Source organism: uncultured Boseongicola sp. (assembly GCF_937988555.1).
Classification (GTDB): domain Bacteria; phylum Pseudomonadota; class Alphaproteobacteria; order Rhodobacterales; family Rhodobacteraceae; genus Boseongicola.
Genome location: NZ_CALJXO010000189.1, coordinates 1 through 17,068 on the forward strand (window position 1 = coordinate 1; position 17,068 = coordinate 17,068).

15 protein-coding genes and 2 pseudogenes are annotated in these 17,068 nt (G+C 58.2%); 9 read left to right on the plus strand and 8 right to left on the minus strand.

From position 1 onward, the window contains the following. Positions 1–92 precede the first annotated feature (92 nt). The 6 genes from Q1B15_RS10325 to Q1B15_RS10350 are packed head-to-tail and all read left to right on the plus strand — an operon-like array spanning position 93 to position 5,608. The gene (locus Q1B15_RS10325; protein ID WP_299753662.1) at positions 93–1,055 is read left to right on the plus strand and encodes a tripartite tricarboxylate transporter substrate-binding protein; all 963 of its coding nucleotides are present in this window, start codon (positions 93–95) and stop codon (positions 1,053–1,055) included. Beyond that, a complete protein-coding gene (locus tag Q1B15_RS10330; RefSeq protein ID WP_299753664.1) occupies positions 1,055–1,546 on the plus strand; it encodes a tripartite tricarboxylate transporter TctB family protein in 492 nt (163 codons plus the stop codon). Before Q1B15_RS10325 ends, Q1B15_RS10330 begins: the two co-directional genes overlap by 1 nt. A gap of 1 nt (position 1,547) precedes the next feature. Then, complete coding sequence (locus Q1B15_RS10335; protein WP_299753666.1) at positions 1,548–3,053, plus strand: tripartite tricarboxylate transporter permease; 1,506 nt, start codon at positions 1,548–1,550, stop codon at positions 3,051–3,053. Then, a complete protein-coding gene (locus Q1B15_RS10340) occupies positions 3,050–4,405 on the plus strand; it encodes an acyclic terpene utilization AtuA family protein (RefSeq protein ID WP_299753668.1) in 1,356 nt (451 codons plus the stop codon). Before Q1B15_RS10335 ends, Q1B15_RS10340 begins: the two co-directional genes overlap by 4 nt. Next, the gene (locus tag Q1B15_RS10345; protein ID WP_299753670.1) at positions 4,398–4,700 is read left to right on the plus strand and encodes a DUF4387 family protein; all 303 of its coding nucleotides are present in this window, start codon (positions 4,398–4,400) and stop codon (positions 4,698–4,700) included. The genes Q1B15_RS10340 and Q1B15_RS10345 overlap by 8 nt, the downstream gene beginning before the upstream one ends. Further along, positions 4,697–5,608, plus strand: a complete 912-nt coding sequence (locus Q1B15_RS10350) for a galactose mutarotase (protein WP_299753671.1) — start codon at positions 4,697–4,699, stop codon at positions 5,606–5,608. Before Q1B15_RS10345 ends, Q1B15_RS10350 begins: the two co-directional genes overlap by 4 nt. A gap of 1 nt (position 5,609) precedes the next feature. On the opposite strand, the gene Q1B15_RS10355 is transcribed toward Q1B15_RS10350, so the two are convergent. Genes Q1B15_RS10355 through Q1B15_RS10375 form a run of 5 tightly spaced genes read right to left on the minus strand, consistent with a single transcriptional unit; the run spans position 5,610 to position 12,407 of the window. Continuing rightward, positions 5,610–8,042: an FAD-dependent oxidoreductase gene (locus tag Q1B15_RS10355; RefSeq protein WP_299753672.1), complete on the minus strand. Its 2,433-nt coding sequence runs from the start codon at positions 8,040–8,042 to the stop codon at positions 5,610–5,612. Between the two features lie 16 nt (positions 8,043–8,058). Beyond that, positions 8,059–8,940 (minus strand): homocysteine S-methyltransferase family protein, encoded by an 882-nt coding sequence (locus Q1B15_RS10360; protein ID WP_299753673.1) that lies wholly within the window; start codon positions 8,938–8,940, stop codon positions 8,059–8,061. Next, positions 8,937–9,398: a pyridoxamine 5'-phosphate oxidase family protein gene (locus tag Q1B15_RS10365; RefSeq protein WP_299753674.1), complete on the minus strand. Its 462-nt coding sequence runs from the start codon at positions 9,396–9,398 to the stop codon at positions 8,937–8,939. The genes Q1B15_RS10360 and Q1B15_RS10365 overlap by 4 nt, the downstream gene beginning before the upstream one ends. Beyond that, positions 9,395–11,839 carry an FAD-dependent oxidoreductase gene (locus Q1B15_RS10370; RefSeq protein ID WP_299753675.1) on the minus strand — a complete coding sequence of 815 codons (2,445 nt, stop codon included), beginning with the start codon at positions 11,837–11,839 and terminating at the stop codon, positions 9,395–9,397. The genes Q1B15_RS10365 and Q1B15_RS10370 overlap by 4 nt, the downstream gene beginning before the upstream one ends. Before the next feature lie 16 nt (positions 11,840–11,855). After that, positions 11,856–12,407, minus strand: a complete 552-nt coding sequence (locus Q1B15_RS10375) for an XRE family transcriptional regulator (RefSeq protein WP_299753680.1) — start codon at positions 12,405–12,407, stop codon at positions 11,856–11,858. Positions 12,408–12,606: 199 nt separating this feature from the next. Between Q1B15_RS10375 and Q1B15_RS10380 the strand changes: the two genes are divergently transcribed. From Q1B15_RS10380 to argE, 3 genes and pseudogenes are all read left to right on the plus strand, one after another. Continuing rightward, entirely contained in the window at positions 12,607–13,887 is a 1,281-nt protein-coding gene (locus Q1B15_RS10380) for a DUF3422 domain-containing protein (protein ID WP_299753676.1), read from the plus strand. A gap of 53 nt (positions 13,888–13,940) precedes the next feature. Then, a pseudogene (locus Q1B15_RS10385) lies at positions 13,941–15,029 on the plus strand (ATP-binding cassette domain-containing protein); the annotation flags it as partial. Next, entirely contained in the window at positions 15,026–16,183 is a 1,158-nt protein-coding gene (gene argE, locus Q1B15_RS10390; RefSeq protein WP_299753677.1) for an acetylornithine deacetylase, read from the plus strand. The pseudogene Q1B15_RS10385 and the gene argE, both read left to right, overlap by 4 nt. Here the strand turns inward: argE and Q1B15_RS10395 are convergent, their stop codons facing one another. From Q1B15_RS10395 to Q1B15_RS10405, 3 genes and pseudogenes are all read right to left on the minus strand, one after another. Next, the gene (locus tag Q1B15_RS10395) at positions 16,184–16,417 is read right to left on the minus strand and encodes a DUF2842 domain-containing protein (RefSeq protein WP_299753678.1); all 234 of its coding nucleotides are present in this window, start codon (positions 16,415–16,417) and stop codon (positions 16,184–16,186) included. A gap of 118 nt (positions 16,418–16,535) precedes the next feature. Continuing rightward, positions 16,536–16,817 carry a hypothetical protein gene (locus tag Q1B15_RS10400; protein ID WP_299753679.1) on the minus strand — a complete coding sequence of 94 codons (282 nt, stop codon included), beginning with the start codon at positions 16,815–16,817 and terminating at the stop codon, positions 16,536–16,538. 32 nt (positions 16,818–16,849) lie between these two features. Continuing rightward, a pseudogene (locus tag Q1B15_RS10405) lies at positions 16,850–17,068 on the minus strand (hypothetical protein); the annotation flags it as partial.

Below are 17,068 nucleotides of genomic sequence, written 5' to 3' on the forward strand. Positions count from 1 at the left end.
AGTTTATTTTCCGCCGTGACAGGTCAGTGTCAGGTGCATAAGGTTTGGTGACGATGAGCGGGAAAACCCGCCAAGTCAAATGGGAGGACTTCATGAAAACGAAAGTAAAAGCCTTTGGGCTTACCGCTGCTTTCTGCCTGATCGGCGGAGCGGCTTCTGCGGCGGAGTGCATTGCACCAGCCAACCCCGGCGGCGGCTGGGACTTTACCTGCCGTCAGATCGGCAAGATCCTTTATGACATCGGTGCTGTGGATAAGCCTGTACAGGTTACGAACATGCCTGGTGCCGGCGGTGGTCTTGCTTACAACACGGTTGTCAGTGAGCGCAACGACGACGCGGATCTTATCATCGCGGCCTCTTCGGCCACGACCACGCGTCTTGCGCAAAACGCATACGCTGGCATGACAGCTGATCAGGTTCGCTTTGTTGGTGCCATTGGTGCTGATCCGGGCGTAATCGTTGTGGCCGCTGACAGCCCGTTCCAGTCGCTTGGCGATCTGGTTGACGCAATCAAAGCAGAGCCGGGTTCGGTTGCCTTTGCTGGCGGTTCGGCTGTTGGCGGATTTGATCACCTGAAGCCTTTGATGATCCTGAAGGAAGCCGGGTTCACCGACATCACAAAGATCAAATACATCGGTCTTGATGGCGGCGCAGATGCGATCACTCAGACTGTTGGTGGATTTACGCAAGCGATGACCGGCGACATGTCGGAAGTTGTTTCGTTCCTTTCCAATGGCGACATTCGCGTGATTGCGGTTCTGACCGACGAGCGTGTGCCGGGCTTTGACGACATCCCAACTGCGAAAGAGCAGGGCTTTGATGTTGTGGCCGTGAACTGGCGTGGTCTTTACGTGCCCAAGGGCATTTCGGATGCACAGTTCGACGCATGGGCTGACAAGCTGCAGCAGGTTGCTGACAGTGACGCTTGGGCAAAGGCAATGGTGGACAACGGTCTTGCGCCATTCACCAAAGTTGGCGGAGACTTCCAGTCATACGTCGATGGTCTTGTTTCTGACATCAACGCGATGTCGAAAGAGCTTGGGGTCCTGCAGTAGTGGCCTCGGACCGAATATTCGGTCTGATCACTCTGATCACGGCGGTCGCGTATATCGCGGCCGCCACGCAGATTCAGACGAATTTCTTCTCGGGCGAATACCTGCCAAAGCTGTTCCCGATCCTGATCGGCAGCGTGGCGGCGATATGTTCGCTAATTATCATATTTAAACCTGACCCCGAACCTGACTGGCCTGCTTCTTGGACATGGGTTTCCATGGCCATCGCGGTGTTTGTGCTGGCGGTTTATGCGGTCATGTTGAAGCCACTGGGGTTTCTTTTGCCCACAGCCATTGCGGCGGGCATCCTGAGTTATCAAATCTCGTTCCGGCCTTTTCCGTCAGTGCTGTCCGGCATTGGCCTGTCGATTGGGTTGCTCATCTTGTTCAAATACGCGCTTGGGCTTGGAAATATCGTGGCTTACCGCATTCCGACACCGGCCAAGCTTTGGGACGCGTTCGCTATTCTCATTCCCTTTGTAGGGGGTCACTGACATGGACATACTATCCAACCTCGCACTCGGGTTTAGCGTGGCGCTGTCGCCCTATACGCTTTTTCTGGCTGTCTGCGGTTGTTTCTTGGGGACGATCATCGGCGCATTGCCGGGCTTAGGTCCGTCGAACGGCGTTGCGATTTTGATCCCTATCACTTTCACGCTGGGGCTTGATGCGACATCCGCACTGGTTCTGATGACGTCTGTTTACTACGGCGCGATGTATGGCGGGCGGATCAGTTCGATCCTGCTGAACATCCCCGGAGACGAGCCTGCGTTGATGACTACGTTGGATGGCTATCCGATGGCCAAGCAGGGCCGCGCGGGCGATGCTTTGGTCTTGTCCGGCGTTGCCTCTTTCGTCGGAGCTTTGCTTGCGACGATCGGGCTAATGTTGCTGGCGCCGTCGCTGGCGCGGGTGGCGTTTTTATTCGGGCCTGCCGAGTATTTCGCACTGTATTTGCTGGCGTTCTGCACGTTGGGCGGCATGGCCTCGAACAATCAGGCGAAGGCCGCGATTGCGGCCTGTCTCGGTCTTGGCATCGCAATGATTGGCGTCGACAGTTCGTCGGGTTTGCCGCGTCTGACGGGTGGCAGTCTACATCTGTTTGACGGCGTTGATTTTCTTGTCGCCATCGTGGGTCTGTTCGCCATCGCCGAGCTGTTCTTCTTTATCGAAAGCCACGGTAAGGGCTCATCGATTGGGGTGAAGCTCGACAAGGTGCGAATCCCCTGGAAGGATATTTTCGACACCAGATGGACGATGTTGCGCGCATCTGGCGTGGGCTTTATCGCTGGCATCTTGCCGGGTGCGGGTGCGTCGCTTGGATCGTTCCTAGCCTATATGACCGAGAAATCCATCGCTGGCGAAAAAGGCGGCTTCGGCACGGGCGTTCCTAAAGGAGTCGCCGCGCCAGAGGCTGGCAACAACGCAGCCGCCGGTGGTGCGCTTGTGCCAATGCTGACGCTAGGTGTTCCCGGTTCTGGCACGACGGCTGTTTTGCTGGCCCTGTTGATGACGCTGAACATCACGCCCGGTCCGACGCTTTTCACCGAGCGACCCGAGGTTGTCTGGGGCCTGATTGCTTCGCTGTTAATCGCCAACTTCGTCTTGCTTTTGATGAACGTGCCGATGGTGAAGATCTTTGTCAAAATCCTGATGGTTCCGGCATGGATCCTGTTGCCGGGTGTGACAATGATTTCCTTCGTTGGTATCTTTTCACTTTCAGGCAGCTACTTTGATCTGTTGATGATGATCGGGTTTGGCGTGTTGGGCTACTTCCTGCGCAAACTGGATATCCCGACGGTGCCGGTCATCCTTGGCATCCTGCTTGGCGGCAACATGGAAGACGCCTTGCGCCGGGCCATGACTTTGTCAGATGGGGACGTCACATATCTGTTCTCAAGCCCGATTTCGATCGGCTTGTGGATTGCAGCGGTTCTGGGCTTTGTCGCCCCGATGTTCCTGCGCGGGGTCCTTAAGAAGCCGCAGGCGATCACCGATTGAGTGTCCGCATTCTCATACCTTCGGGCGCGCTTGGTCTTGGATACGATGCCACTGCGCTGGAGCGTGGAATTGCGAACAAGCCTGATCTGATTGCCATCGATGGCGGGTCGACCGACAGCGGGCCGTCGTATCTTGGACGCGGCGTGTCGAAATATGCGCGCTCGTCGACGAAGATCGAATGGGCCGGGTTGATGGACGCGGCGCGACGCGCGGGCTGTCCCTTGGTGATCGGCACTGCGGGCACCTGCGGTGCCGGATCGGCCGTGGATTGGCTTTTGGACATCACGCGCGAAGTTCTGGCAGAGACAGGTCACAGCGCGAAGATTGCTGTTTTAAGGTCGGATCAAGGGCCGGACGTCGTGGCCGAGGCGTTTGAGACGGGCCGCGTAACGCCCCTGCCCGCAGCGCCCGAGATTGACGTTGATCTGATCCAAAGCTGCACGAATATCGTGGCGCTTGCAGGGGTCGAGCAGATATCGGCCGCTCTTGCCACGGGCGCCGACATCGTGATTGCCGGACGCACGACAGACACTGCAATCATTGCCGCTTTGCCGATAGAGCGCGGCGTAGACGCTGGTTTGGCTTGGCATGCCGCAAAGATCGGGGAGTGCGGCGCGCTCTGTGCGACGAACCCGCAGTCGGGTGTGCTGCAGGTGGATTTTGAGGACGACGCATTTGTTCTGACGCCTTTGGCGGATGGGGCGCACGCAACGCCGCATACAGTTTCAGCGCATATGCTTTACGAGAATTCTGACCCCTATTTGCTGTATGAACCGGGCGGTGTTCTGGACGTGACGCGCGCAGTTTATGAGGCGCTCGACGACACACGGGTTCGGGTGACTGGGTCGAAATGGGTGCCGTCTGATGCCTACACCGTGAAGCTTGAAGGAGCGCGGGTGGCCGGATATCAGACCATCGTGATGGCGCTTTTGCGGGACCGGCACTACGTGGCGAATGCGGCGGCCTGGGCAGACGATATTGTAACAAAATGCACAGCGAAGGCCTTGGCGCGGACCCCCGCATCGGAAGGTGATTTTTCAATAGAAATCAGACTGATTGGGCAGAATGCGACGCTTGGCGCATTAGAAACGCGGACAAGCGATGCGGTTGAGATCGGCGCACTTGGTCTGGTAACGGCGAAGACGCATGCATTGGCCGGAGAGATCGCTAAATTACTGAACCCCTATTTGCTGCATCATCCGCTGACACGCGATGAAGAACAGCCGACATTCGCCTTTCCGTTTTCGCCCGCCGAGATTGATCGTGGGGCGATTTACGAGTTTTGCCTGAACCATGTTTTACGGCTTGATGATCCGATGGACGCGTTTTCGCTGGAGGTTGTCGATGGCTGAGTTGGGGCAGATCGTCGAGAAGGTGCGCTCGAAGAACGCCGGGCCGTTTTGGTTGACGGTGGATATTTTTTGCGGTTCGCCCGAAGCTTATGCGCGCGTACGCGATGGGTTGGAAACGCAGGCTGTTGCGCGATTTCTGGATACGCCGGTTCAGACCTTGAAGCGGTTTGATATGGAAGATTTACGGGTCGTGAAGCTTTCCCTGCCGCGTCCTGCCGTGCAAGGCACGGTCAACGATCGCGATATGCACGGCGCGGCGTTGGCCGCACTTGTGGCGGAGATCAACATTCCATGAGCCTGCGCGACTTCGGTGTATTGTCCGACGGGCGAAGCGTGCAGGAAGTGACGCTTGGGAACGGGCGTCTGACAGCGCAATTTCTGACATTCGGAGCGCGGATTAACGGGCTTTCGTTTGACGAAATTGATGATTTGACGCCCACTCTTGATCTTGAAGCGGCTGCGGGCTCCAACCCATATTCTGGTGTGATTGTCGGGCCGGTGATGAACCGCCTTGGCGGCGCGCGCGCGCCCCTGAACGGACAGGTTCTGACGTTTAACGCAAATGAGGGGTCGAACCTTCTCCATTCGGGCGCCGCAGGCCTTCATCGCTTGGTTTGGGATATCGCAGACGTGTCAGAAACAGCGGTGACATTCGCGGTCGACCTTCGGCCAGACACTTTTCCAGGGCGGCGGCAGATTGAGGTCACCTATCGTTTGGAAGACGCCGATCTGGTCCTGGAGATTGCTGGAACAACCGATGTGCCAACGTTGATGAACGTCGGATTTCATCCGTTCTGGACTGTTTCAGGGCGCGGGCGTGCGGGACATGTTTTGCAGGTGCATGGCGCACAGTATTTGCCAATGGACGGTGGCAATATCCCCACCGGAGAGATCGCAGACGTGGTTGGGACGGCTTTGGATTACCGCATACCGCGCGCGCCCGCTGACGATATCGACCACTGCTTTGTTCTGCCCGAACACGACGGAATTGCGCCTTGCGTGACGCTTGAAAGCGACGTTATGCGACTTGAAATTCTTTCTGACGCACCGGCGGTACACGTATTTACCGGCATGGATATCGGGATCGCGGTTGAGCCGGAAATTCACCCCGACGCGCCGAACCACGCGGGCTTTCCGTCTATTCGGCTGGGGTCTGGCGAAACGTTCCACCAGACCGTGATCCATCGCTTTTCTCGGCGCTGACTTAGCTGCGCATCCGTTCGGATTTCGCATCATACATGGGGCGCAGGGACGCTTCGGCGGCAACGCGCGCACCTGCGACTTCGATTTCCCAGCCGTCCGTGTCTTTCGCCAATTCCGCCGGCACGTAGCCAAGCCCGATCGCTCCGCCCAAGGTGTGGCCGTAGCTTCCCGAGCTTAAATAGCCCACGAATGCGCCGTCTTTCAAGATAGGTTCGTGATGAAACAGAAGCGGTTCGGCGTCCGTCAGGAGGAATTGCAGCATCCGCAGTTTCGGGCCGGTTTCTTTGCGTTGAAGCACCGCTTCGCGACCGATGAAGTCGGGTTTTGCGGTTTTGACCGCGAAGGAAAGACCCGCATCGACGACATGGTCTTCGCAGGTGATGTCGTGGCCAAAGTGGCGGAAGGCTTTTTCGATGCGAAGGCTGTCCATCGCGTGAAGGCCCACGTGTTTCAGGCCGACATCTGCACCGGCTTCCACCAGCGTTTCGTAGACGTGTGCGGTCATGTCGGACGAGACGTACACTTCCCAACCAAGTTCGCCGACGTAAGATACGCGGTGCGCGCGGGCGAGGCCGTAGCCGATTTCGATAGTGCGAGCGAGGCCGAAGGGATGGGCTTCATTGGACCAGTCGTCAGGGCTGACAAGGCGCATCAGATCGCGCGCTTTTGGGCCCATTACGGCAATAACGCCCTCACCGGCAGTGACGTCAGTAATGACAAAATTGGCGTCTTCTGCGTGGCGCCGTATCCACATTTCATCGGCAAGGCGCGTGGCGGCCGGAGTGACCACAAGGTAGGCAGTTTCAGACAGGCGTGTAACGGTAACATCAGCTTCGATGCCGCCGCAGCTGTTCAGGAACTGGGTATAAACGATACGACCTATCGGCACGGACATATCGTTGCCGCAGATTTTGTTCATTACCGCCTCGGCGTCGCGGCCTTCGACGCGGATTTTACCAAAAGATGTCATGTCGTAAAGTCCGACATTTTCGCGAACCGCGCGGTGTTCTGCTGCGTTATTTTCGAACCAGTTCGGTCGGCTCCAGCTGTATTCGTACTCGGGTGTCTGGCCTTCATTCGCGAACCAGTTGGCGCGCTCCCAACCCGCGACTTCGCCCATCACACCACCAGCCTTCAGAAGATGTTCGTGAAGCGGTGTGCGGCGAATGCCGCGCGCCGTTGCCTTTTGGCGGAAGGGATAATGGTCGGCGTAAAGAAGGCCAAGGGTTTCAATCGAGCGGTCGTGGAGATAGCGCGCGTTGCCCTGAAACGGCTGCATTCGTCCGATGTCGACGTCGCCGAGATCAGACGGCTTTTCACCGGTGTTCATCCATTCTGCCAGCGCCATGCCGGCACCGCCAGCGGACTGAATACCGATAGAATTAAAGCCCGCGGCGACCCAGACATTGTCGCTGCCGGGGGCAAGGCCAAGATGATAGGCATCGTCCGGCGTGAAGCTTTCTGGGCCGTTGAAGAAGGTATGGACCCCGGCCTCAGCCATCATCGGCATACGTTCGATCGCGCTTTCGAGGATCGGCTCGAAATGGTCGAAGTCTTCCTGAAGCTGGTCGAATTCGAAACTCTCGGGGATGCCGTTCATACCCCATGGTTTGGCGACAGGCTCGAAGGCTCCAAGAAGGATTTTGCCGGCATCTTCTTTGTAGTATGTACACTCGTCAGGCACCCGTAGAACGGGAAGTTGGCCAAGGTTATCAATGCTTTCGGTAACGATGTAGAAATGCTCGCAGGCGTGGAGCGGAATGTTGACCCCAGCCATTTTGCCGACCTCGCGCGACCACATGCCAGATGCAATAACAACGTGTTCGCACGCGGTATGACCCCGTTCACCCGCTTCGTTTTCCCAGTCAACGCCGGTGACGCGGGTGCGGTCCTTATGGATTTTCGTGACCTTCGTGCCTTCGAGTGTCTTGGCACCGCGCAGCCGCGCGCCTTTGGCGAGGGCTTGCGTAATATTGGCAGGATCGCCCTGCCCGTCCGAAGGCAGAAAGACCGCTTGCGTGATGTCGTCGACTTTGACGTGCGGGTATTTCTCCGTCACTTCTTTGGGAGAAATTTCATGGACCTCTACGCCGAAGGCGCGCGCCATGGAGGCCTGACGCAGGAGTTCTTCTTTACGCGCCTCGGTCAGGGCAAGTGTGATTGAGCCAACCCAACGGCAACCTGTCTGAACGCCGGTTTCGGCTTCAAGATTGACGTATAGTTCCTGCGTATATTTGGCGAGGCGGGTCATATTCGCGGACGCGCGCAACTGTCCGATGAGCCCGGCGGCGTGCCATGTGGTGCCCGAAGTGAGGCGTTTACGTTCCATCAACACAACGTCGGACCAGCCAATTTTTGCAAGGTGATAGGCAATGGAGCAGCCTACGATGCCGCCACCAATAATGACCACGCGGGCTTGTTCAGGAACGCTCATTTTAGGTAGTCCTCTGTCAGACGATTGCATGGCCGGCCGCATTGAGGCGGCGGGCGATTTCACGGATGTGGTCGGGGCCAATTTCGCAGCAGCCACCGACGATTGTCGCGCCCTGATCGACCCATTGCAGGACGGTATCGGCGTATGTTTCTGGCGTGATGTCTTTACGGGCTGAAAGGGCATCTACGGTGGCTTTGGCCTTCAGAAAATCCTTGGTGATCTCGGTGAAGCCGTTGGCATAGGCGCCGTATGGTTTGCCAAATGTTGCCAGGACGTCGAGGCCTGCGGACATCGCTTCGGGGACGGAACAATTGGCCAGCCACGCGTCGGGCATAAGATGCGCCAAGGTCGACACCTGTTCGCCCGAACGCAGTTTTCTGCCGTCTTCATCGTCAAGCGTGACCGACAGCCAAACGGGCAAGTTTGTCTGGCGTGCGCCCGCAAGGACTGCTTCAGCGTGCATCAACGAGGCGACGGTTTCGCAGATGATCAGATCGACCTTTGGGGCAAGGCGTTTGGCGAGATCGGCGTAAAGCGGAACAGCCGTGGGAAGATCGGGGTGCGTGTCCGGGCGAAAACTCCCGATGAGCGGCCCGATGGAGCCTGCAACGCGGTGGTTCGGGGCATGGCGCGCGCTCAGGGCTGCGTTCAAGGCGGCGGCGATCAGGGGTTCCTGTTGATCGGCGAACCGCGTGTCGATCAGTCGGTCGGCATGCAAAGTATAGGTGTTGGCCGTGGCGATGGTGGCGCCTGCATCGAAAAAATCGCGGTGGACGGCTTCGACCAGTCCGGGATGGTCGATCATGACCTGTGTGGACCACAGGCTCGTTGGGGCGTGGGGTGTACGATGGACCAGTTCCTGCCCAAGGCCGCCGTCAAGGAGGGTGATATCGGTCATGGTGCGGGGAACATCCTTGCGTATTTGCCGCGGTATATCTCGATCATTTCGTCTTCGGTGACCCCGGCGTCGTAGGGCGGTGTGGAGAGTGGAGAGGCCTGATCGACGTGGATCAGCACAAGGGATCTGATCCGTTTGGCAAGACCGCCCCAAGTATCAATCCATCTCGTTTTCAATGTGTTAACGCGCACAAATTCGCCTTCAACGATCTCGGTATTCCCGGACGGGCGTATACCCTTGCGGCGGAAAGTATCGACGAAAACGACCTCGGCCATGGGGGTTTTCAAAAGATTTCGGCGGGTTCCGAGTGAGCGGATGTTGCCGTAGGCAATCGTTGTGTCACCCAGCACCAGAAACGTCCCCTTGGGTGACGCGGCGGGTCGCCTATTGGGGCGAATGGTGGCGACGATCCCAAGAGGAAAGTCGAGGATGATGCGGCGTGCTCCGGGTGTGATCATGCACGGATCCGTTCGTTGGCAGGATCCCAGAGCGGCTGGTCTTCTTGGACCGTCGCCCTGAAGCGTTCGCCGTAGATCTCGACTTCGACCGTGGTGCCGGGGGTAGCGAGATCAGCGCGCAACATGCCCAATGCCACGGACTTGTTGATGCGGTAGCCCCACGCGCCCGAGGTGGTTTCGCCGACAATCTCGCCGTCTGCCCAGATGGTGGTCATATAGGGCGCGTCGGTATCGCCCGCCTCGACGGTCAGCGTCACAAAGCGCTTTTTGACGCCCTGCTGCTTTTCGTTTTGCAAGGCAACTTTGCCGGGGAAGTCCTGTGGTTTGTCGAGTTTGACAAAGCGGTCAAGCCCGCCTTCGAGGAGGCTGTAGTCAGTTGAAAGATCGCCTTTCCATGCACGGTAGCCCTTTTCAATCCGCAGGGAATTCAAGGCAAACATGCCGAAAGGTTTGGCGCCAGCGGCCAGAACCGCGTCATAGATCGCGGGCATGACGGCGTTGGCCGCGTGGATTTCCCAGCCGAGTTCTCCGGCAAAAGAGACCCGGGCGAGTGCTGCGTTTTGCCCCGCCACTTCGGCTGGTTGGTGGGAAAGCCATGGCAGCGTCAGATCGGCGTCTGAAAGACGCGCAAACAGCTCACGGGACTTTGGCCCGGTGACGATCAGGGTGGAATATTCAGTTGTGTGATCGGTGAGGGTAAGGCCCTCGGGCAGGTCCTTCAAAAGGATATCGCGGTCGTGCCATTGGGCGGCCGCGGCGGTGATGAGCGTGAAGAAATCCTCTCCATGGCGCATCAGCGACATTTCGGTAAGAATGCGGCCTCGCGCGTCTGGGAAGTAGCTGAGGTTCATGCGACCGACCTTTGGAAGGCCGCCCGCGATGCGCCCCTGGAGCCACTCGGCAGCGCCGTCACCGGAAAGGTTAAAGCGCGAAAATCCCGGCAGATCCAGAACGCCGACGCCATCACGCACCGCTTCGCATTCTTCGCGGATACGGCTTTCCCACGGACCGGTGCGCCCCCATGTATGCGTCGCTTCTTCGGAGGTGTCGTCGCCATCCTTGGCGAACCAGTTGGCGCGTTCCCAGCCGTTATAGGCGCCCATCTGCCCGCCAAGTTCGCGGACTTTTGCGTCGACCGGTGACAGCTTCTTGTCACGTCCGGCGGGCCATTCGTGCCATGGGAAATGCATGGCGTATTCGTGGCCGTAAACCTCCATACCTTTCTGGATGCAGTAGTCTTCGTCGGTGTAATCGGTATAGCGGCGCGGATCGACCGACCACATGTCCCATTCGGTGTGGCCTTGCGTGATCCATTCGGCGAGGATTTTACCTGCCCCGCCCGCTTGCGCGATGCCGAAGGTAAAGACGCAGGCCTCGAACGCGTTCGAAACACCCGGCATCGGTCCGAGAAGCGGCAGGCCGTCGGGGGCGTAAGGGATCGGGCCATTGATCACGCGGCTGACGCCTGCGGTCCCCAGAAGCGGCACGCGTTCCATTGCGTCTTCGATATAGTGTTCCAGACGGTCAAGGTCGTCGGGGTAAAGCTGAAAGCTGAAATCATCGGGCATCGGGTCATCAGGCGTGACCCAATGGGCTTTGCAATTGCGCTCGTAGGGGCCCAGATTGAAGCCGTTCTTCTCCTGGCGAAGATAGTAAGACACGTCCACGTCGCGTAGAAGCGGAAGTTTGCGGCCATTTTCTTTGGACCATGCAACGATCTCCGGGATTTCTTCGGACAAAAGATATTGGTGGCTCATCACCATCATCGGAACGGTGCGGCCGCCGTAGGGCTTGAACCATTCGCCGACGCGTTGGGCATAGTATCCCGCAGCGTTCACCACGACTTCGCAGCGGATCTCGCCCTTCTCGGTCTCGACAACCCATTCGCCATTCTCGCGACGCACGCCAGTAGCGGGTGTAAAGCGGTGGATTTGTGCGCCGAGGTCACGCGCACCCTTGGCCAACGCCTGGGTCAATTGGGCCGGGTCGATATCCCCGTCATAGGGGTCATAAAGAGCGCCGAGGATGTCGTGGGTTTCAAGGAACGGATAACGGTTTTGGGTTTCGGCCGGATCGAGGATCTCGATCGCCATGCCCTGATAGCGGCCCATGCTGGCGGCGCGCTCGAACTCCTGCATGCGTTCTTTGGTGTGCGCCAGTCGGATCGAGCCGGTGACGTGGTAGTTCATCGGATAGTCGACCTCGTCAGCGAGACGTCGGTACAGTTCGGTCGAATACCGCTGCAGGTTCATGATCGACCAGGAGTTCGAGAAGGTCGGGATGTTGCCTGCGGCGTGCCATGTAGAGCCCGCTGTCAGCTCGTTTTTTTCCAGCAGGACGCAATCGGTCCACCCGGCTTTGGCAAGGTGGTAGAGCGACGAAGCCCCGACCGCTCCGCCGCCGATGATGACCACGCGGGCGGTCGTTGGAAAATCGGACATGGGCGTCCTCCCTTTTTTAGTAGACCGGCGGTGCGATCACCCAGATCGCAATGCACGGCGTATTGTTCGGATTGACCCAGAAAAACGGCTCGCCGCGAATGCGGAAGCTGTCGCCAGGATTGAGGCGGTGTGTGGTGCCCTCGATCGTCAGATCGAGAGTGCCAGAGAGGATGTAGCCGACCTCTTGCGTAGGCCGCGACACAGACGTGTCACGGCGCGCGAGAGGCGCAAAAGTGGAATGCACGACCTCGAAGTCGTCGGTAAGGTCGGGCGACAGCAGTTCTTCAGCAAGACCGCTGGCGCGGTGGCCGATGGGGCGGCGCGCGGTGGCGCGCACGATGCGACCCTCTTCCCCCTCAGGCGCAGGCGCGTGGCCGAAAAGCGTTTGCACCGGCACGTCGAAGGCGCGGGCGAGATCTTTAATCTCGCGCATTGAAGGCTCGGAAAGATCGCGCTCGACCTGAGACATCCAACCAACCGAGCGACCGAGCTTTGCGGCCAGAACCGACAGGGTCAGATTGCGCGATTTGCGCAGTGCGCGGATGTCACGCCCCAGGCTGTCTGGCATGTCGATCAGGGACAATCCGAGGGCTTTCCATGAAATTTCTTTCGATATTTTCATGACTTCCTGATAAAAAAGTCAATCGTATTTTTTACACCAATTCAACGGTATGCAATCGTCTACCGCTAAACCTCGGAAATTGGGCGATTTTTTCGTTTACAGTTAGAAATTTGTGGCTAGATACTGCAAAAGGAAATGAGGTGCCATGAGCCAGCTGCAAGACCATCCGCTGCGATATCAGATGATAAACGAGCTTCACGCCCGCCCCTTCCCGGTGTTGACGGTGCCGTGTCGCGCGGCCTATCTGGCGATTAAGCCTGTATCGAACGCAGTCGCGCGGGATCGCGAACTTGATCGTGCCCATCTGATTTCACTGCTTGATCGCTATGGAGCAAAGCATCCGCAACCTGGCGCCACGCATTACTTTGGTGACATCGGCAAGTTCCGCCTGAAGTGGGAAAGCCATACAGAATTCGTGACCTACACGATTTTCGAGGACGGCCTTGTTGATACGCCGTTTGATCCGCGCGATTTCGAGGTTTTTCCGGCGGATTGGCTGGCGGTTGCGCCGGGCGTGACGACAACGTCGGCACTGATCCGTGTTGAGGCCGAAGCGGACGACGCTGTGATTGAAGCGAAGGTGGACAATTGGTTTGTAAGCGAGAGCCTTGCGGTCAGTCAGGTCCTGGATGACAGCGCGGTAATTGCAGGCGATTTCCGGCTGGATGTAGCAGGGCACATGCGGTTTGCTATTTTCGTGACGCCGGAGGCCGGTGCGCGGCGGGTCGGACGGGTCGTCCAGCGCGTTTGCGAGATCGAAACCTATAAGACGATGTCGATGTTGGGTCTGACGCGGGTGCGCGCCTTGGGGCCGCAGATCGGGGCGATAGACGCGCGGTTGACCGAGTTGATGGGCGACATGACGGGCAATGTTTCGCAGCCCGCCGACACCCTTGAGGCGCTGTTGAAGGTCTCGTCCGAATTGGAGAAAACCCTCGCCCTGTCGTCGTTTAGATTTGGTGCGACAGGGGCGTACGAGGCGTTGGTCAATCAGCGGACCTCGATCCTGCGCGAGGAACGGTTCCACGGCCGTCAGACGATTGCGGAATTTATGATGCGGCGGTTTGATCCGGCGATGCGGACGGTGAAAGCGACCGAAGCGCGTCTGAAGACGCTGGCGGAACGTGCCATGCGCGCGGGCGATCTTTTGCGAACGCGAGTTGATGTGGAGCGATCCGCGCAGAACCAGGCGCTTTTGGAAAGCATGGATCGGCGCGCCGATGCGCAGTTGAAATTACAGCGCACGGTGGAAGGGTTTTCGGTCGCAGCGATCAGCTATTACGCGGTGAATTTGCTTGGTTATCTGGCCTATCCTTTTGCCGAAGGCCTCGGCCTTGGCAAAGGGATGACGCTGGCGATCCTAACGCCTATTGTGCTGGCGCTGGTTTTCGTGATGGTGCGCCGGATGCGCAACCGGATCGACTAGGGCGTTTTCGACGTATCAAAGAAGAAGAGGTGCCGTTTATCGCGTTCTCGTCAGAAGAGGGTTCGGTCGAAGAGATTTTCGAGAACCCGCAGCATCCCTATACCCAGTCTTTGCTGGCGGTCGTGCCGAAACTTGGCGAGATGACCAGCAAGACTGCACCCGAGCCGATGCGGCTTTTGAATGCCCCTCCTAGGGTTGAAGGGCCGATCCTGCCGAAGTCGGACACCGTCCTTTTGGATGTGAAGAACCTTGTTACGCGGTTCCCGGTCAAAGGCGGGTTCTTCCGTCGCACGGTGGCGAATGTGCATGCGCTCAAGGACGTGTCGTTTCAGGTGAAGTCGGGTGAAACGCTAAGCCTTGTCGGCGAGTCCGGTTGCGGGAAATCCATTTGTGGGCGGTCGATTTTGCAGCTGATCGAGCCTCAGTCCGGCGAAGTCTGGCTGAACGGCACAAACATCATGGACTACAACCAAACCGAATTGCGGGCTGCGCGGCGCGAGGTGCAGATGGTGTTTCAGGACCCGTTCGCCTCGCTCAATCCGCAGATGAAGCTGGCCGATCAGGTGGCCGAGCCACTGCTGAATGACGGGATCGGCACTTCGCACGAGCAGCGCGAGCGCGTGGCGCAATTGTTTGACCGGGTGGAATTGCCGCGCAGTTTCCTGGGCCGCTATCGGCATGATTTGTCGGGCGGTCAACGCCAACGGATCGCGATTGCGCGTGCATTGGCCCTGAACCCAAGCCTGATCATTGCCGATGAAGCGGTGGCGGCCTTGGACGTGTCGGCGCAGGCGCAAGTGTTGGACCTGATCATGGAATTGCAGGCCGAACTTGGGGTCTCGATCCTGTTCATCAGCCACGACATGGAGTTGGTGGAGCGGGTCAGTCACACGGTTGGCGTTATGTACATGGGCCGGATCGTCGAGCTTGGCTCGCGGGCTGCGATATTTGAGGATCCGCGCCACGAATATACTCAAGCCCTGCTGAAAGCCGTGCCCGTTGCGGACCCACACCGACGTAAATCCGAACGGGATCTAAACTTTAAGCCGATCCCCTCGCCTATCTTTCCTGTGGACCACGTGCCCGGACCTTCGGTTTACGACGAAGTGACGCCGGGCCATTTTGTATTGAGGCCTGAATGACCCTGACATCGCGCGAAGTTCTTGAAAAACTTGTCTCTTTCCCGACAGTGAGCCGGGATAGCAATCTTGATCTTGCCGATTGGGTGCAGGCATTTTTGTCCGATAACGGCGTGAGTTCGCACCGAATGCTGAACGAAGACGGCCAGAAGGCTGCCGTTTATGCTCATGTCGGACCCGACGCGCCCGGCGGTGTGGTTTTGTCGGGGCACACCGACGTGGTGCCTGTTGATGGGCAGGCTTGGGCAACTGATCCGTGGGTTGTGACCGAGAAAGACGGCAAGCTGTTTGGGCGCGGCACTTGCGATATGAAGGGGTTCGACGCGCTTGCTTTGGTGGCCTTGGTCAAGGCGAGCAAGGCGCAGTTGAAGCGCCCTTTGCAGGTTGCGCTGTCCTACGACGAGGAAGTCGGTTGCGAAGGCGCGCCACCGCTTATCGAGAGGATGCGGGAAAACCTACCCCCTGCGGCTTTGGCGATCATCGGTGAGCCGTCGATGATGAAGGTGGTGACAGGCCACAAAGGTGGCAGCGGGTTCAAGGTCCATGTGCGCGGGTTCGAAGTGCATTCATCGCTGATGCACACCGGCGTCAACGCTATCATGGAAGGCGCCAAACTGATCGAGTGGTGCAACCGGATGAACGCGGCCGGCGCCGCCGCCGAGCCGGCCGAGGGTGCCGCATGTTTTGATCCGCCGTGGACATCGGTGCATGTGGGCGAAATCAGCGGTGGTACAGCGCATAACATCACTGCGAAAGACTGCCATTTCGGCGTGGATTTCCGTTATGTGCCGACGGATTCGCGGGCAGAGTGGGAGGCGCGCTTTATCGAGGAAGTGCGCCGTCTTGAGGCCGAAATGAACGCCGTACATCCCGACGCCGGGATCGACCTTGTTCCCTATTTCGGATTGCCCGGATTGCGCCCCGAGGACGATGGTCCGGCGGAGCAACTTGCGCGCAAACTGACCGGTGACAACGCAAGCCATGTGGTAAGTTACGGCACTGAAGCGGGTCATTTTCAGGATGCCGGGTATTCCGGTGTCATCTGCGGCCCCGGCGATATCGCCATGGCGCATCAGCCGAACGAATATCTGACGGTTGAACAATTCACCGCCGGTGAAGCCTTCATGGACCGGCTGATCGACCACCTCTGCCAGTAGTCAAGACGTCTCGTCAGGGATTTCATCCAGGTCAGCCTTTCCCACGCCTTTGAACACCGCTTTGAACGGCAGAGCCCATAGGACGCCAAGCACCAGATAGACGACCAATTCCAGCCAGAACGGTGGGCGGTCGAACAATCCGATGATGGTAACCGAGACGATAACATAGGCCGGCAGGCCGACCAGAAGTATCAGCAGCGAAAGGCGGCGGCGGGATTTGTAGGATAGAGCCATGAGGTTGTTATGGGGCGTCGCGTTGGGAGGTCAAGGTCTCGAAGGGTTGGCATAGTGATTTGGCGAAAGAAAAATGCTTGCAGAGGCAAGCTGCGATACACCTTTTTGTGCGTTGCCTTTACTCGACGACCAACCGGCAAAGCGTTGTATTTTCGATCTCAAGGTCCGGACCCCAGATTAAATCCGCAGAGCGATCCCAGGCGATGCGGTCATATCCGTCTTTCGGGCTTACAGCACATTCGCTGTGAACGGTTGCGAAAGGCCAGTCTGATGCGTCAAACCCGGCCGTATCCCTGCCAGTCGGTTGTTCCGTGACCTCGGACTGACAGGAGCCTTCCTCGGCAGCCGGATCACTTTCATCCGCACAGAATTTCTGCACGGGGGCGCGGTGAGCGACCATGCATTTCCATCCTGCGCCGGTCACTGCCACGGCTAGGCCGCTGGCGTCGCGATTCTGAAGGACGACACCGCCGTCGCCCGTCTGCTATTTTCGAGTGCCGATATATTCAAGGCCAGTATCGTTATCCTTAAGTCTATTGCCGCCAGCGCGATCGTAAATGGCCGGTCCGCAGTGAAGGAAAAGCTTTCGGCATTGAACGATCGTTCTGTCGCGGTTGAAATACTGTCCTCGGCAACTGGCGCGCTATTGAT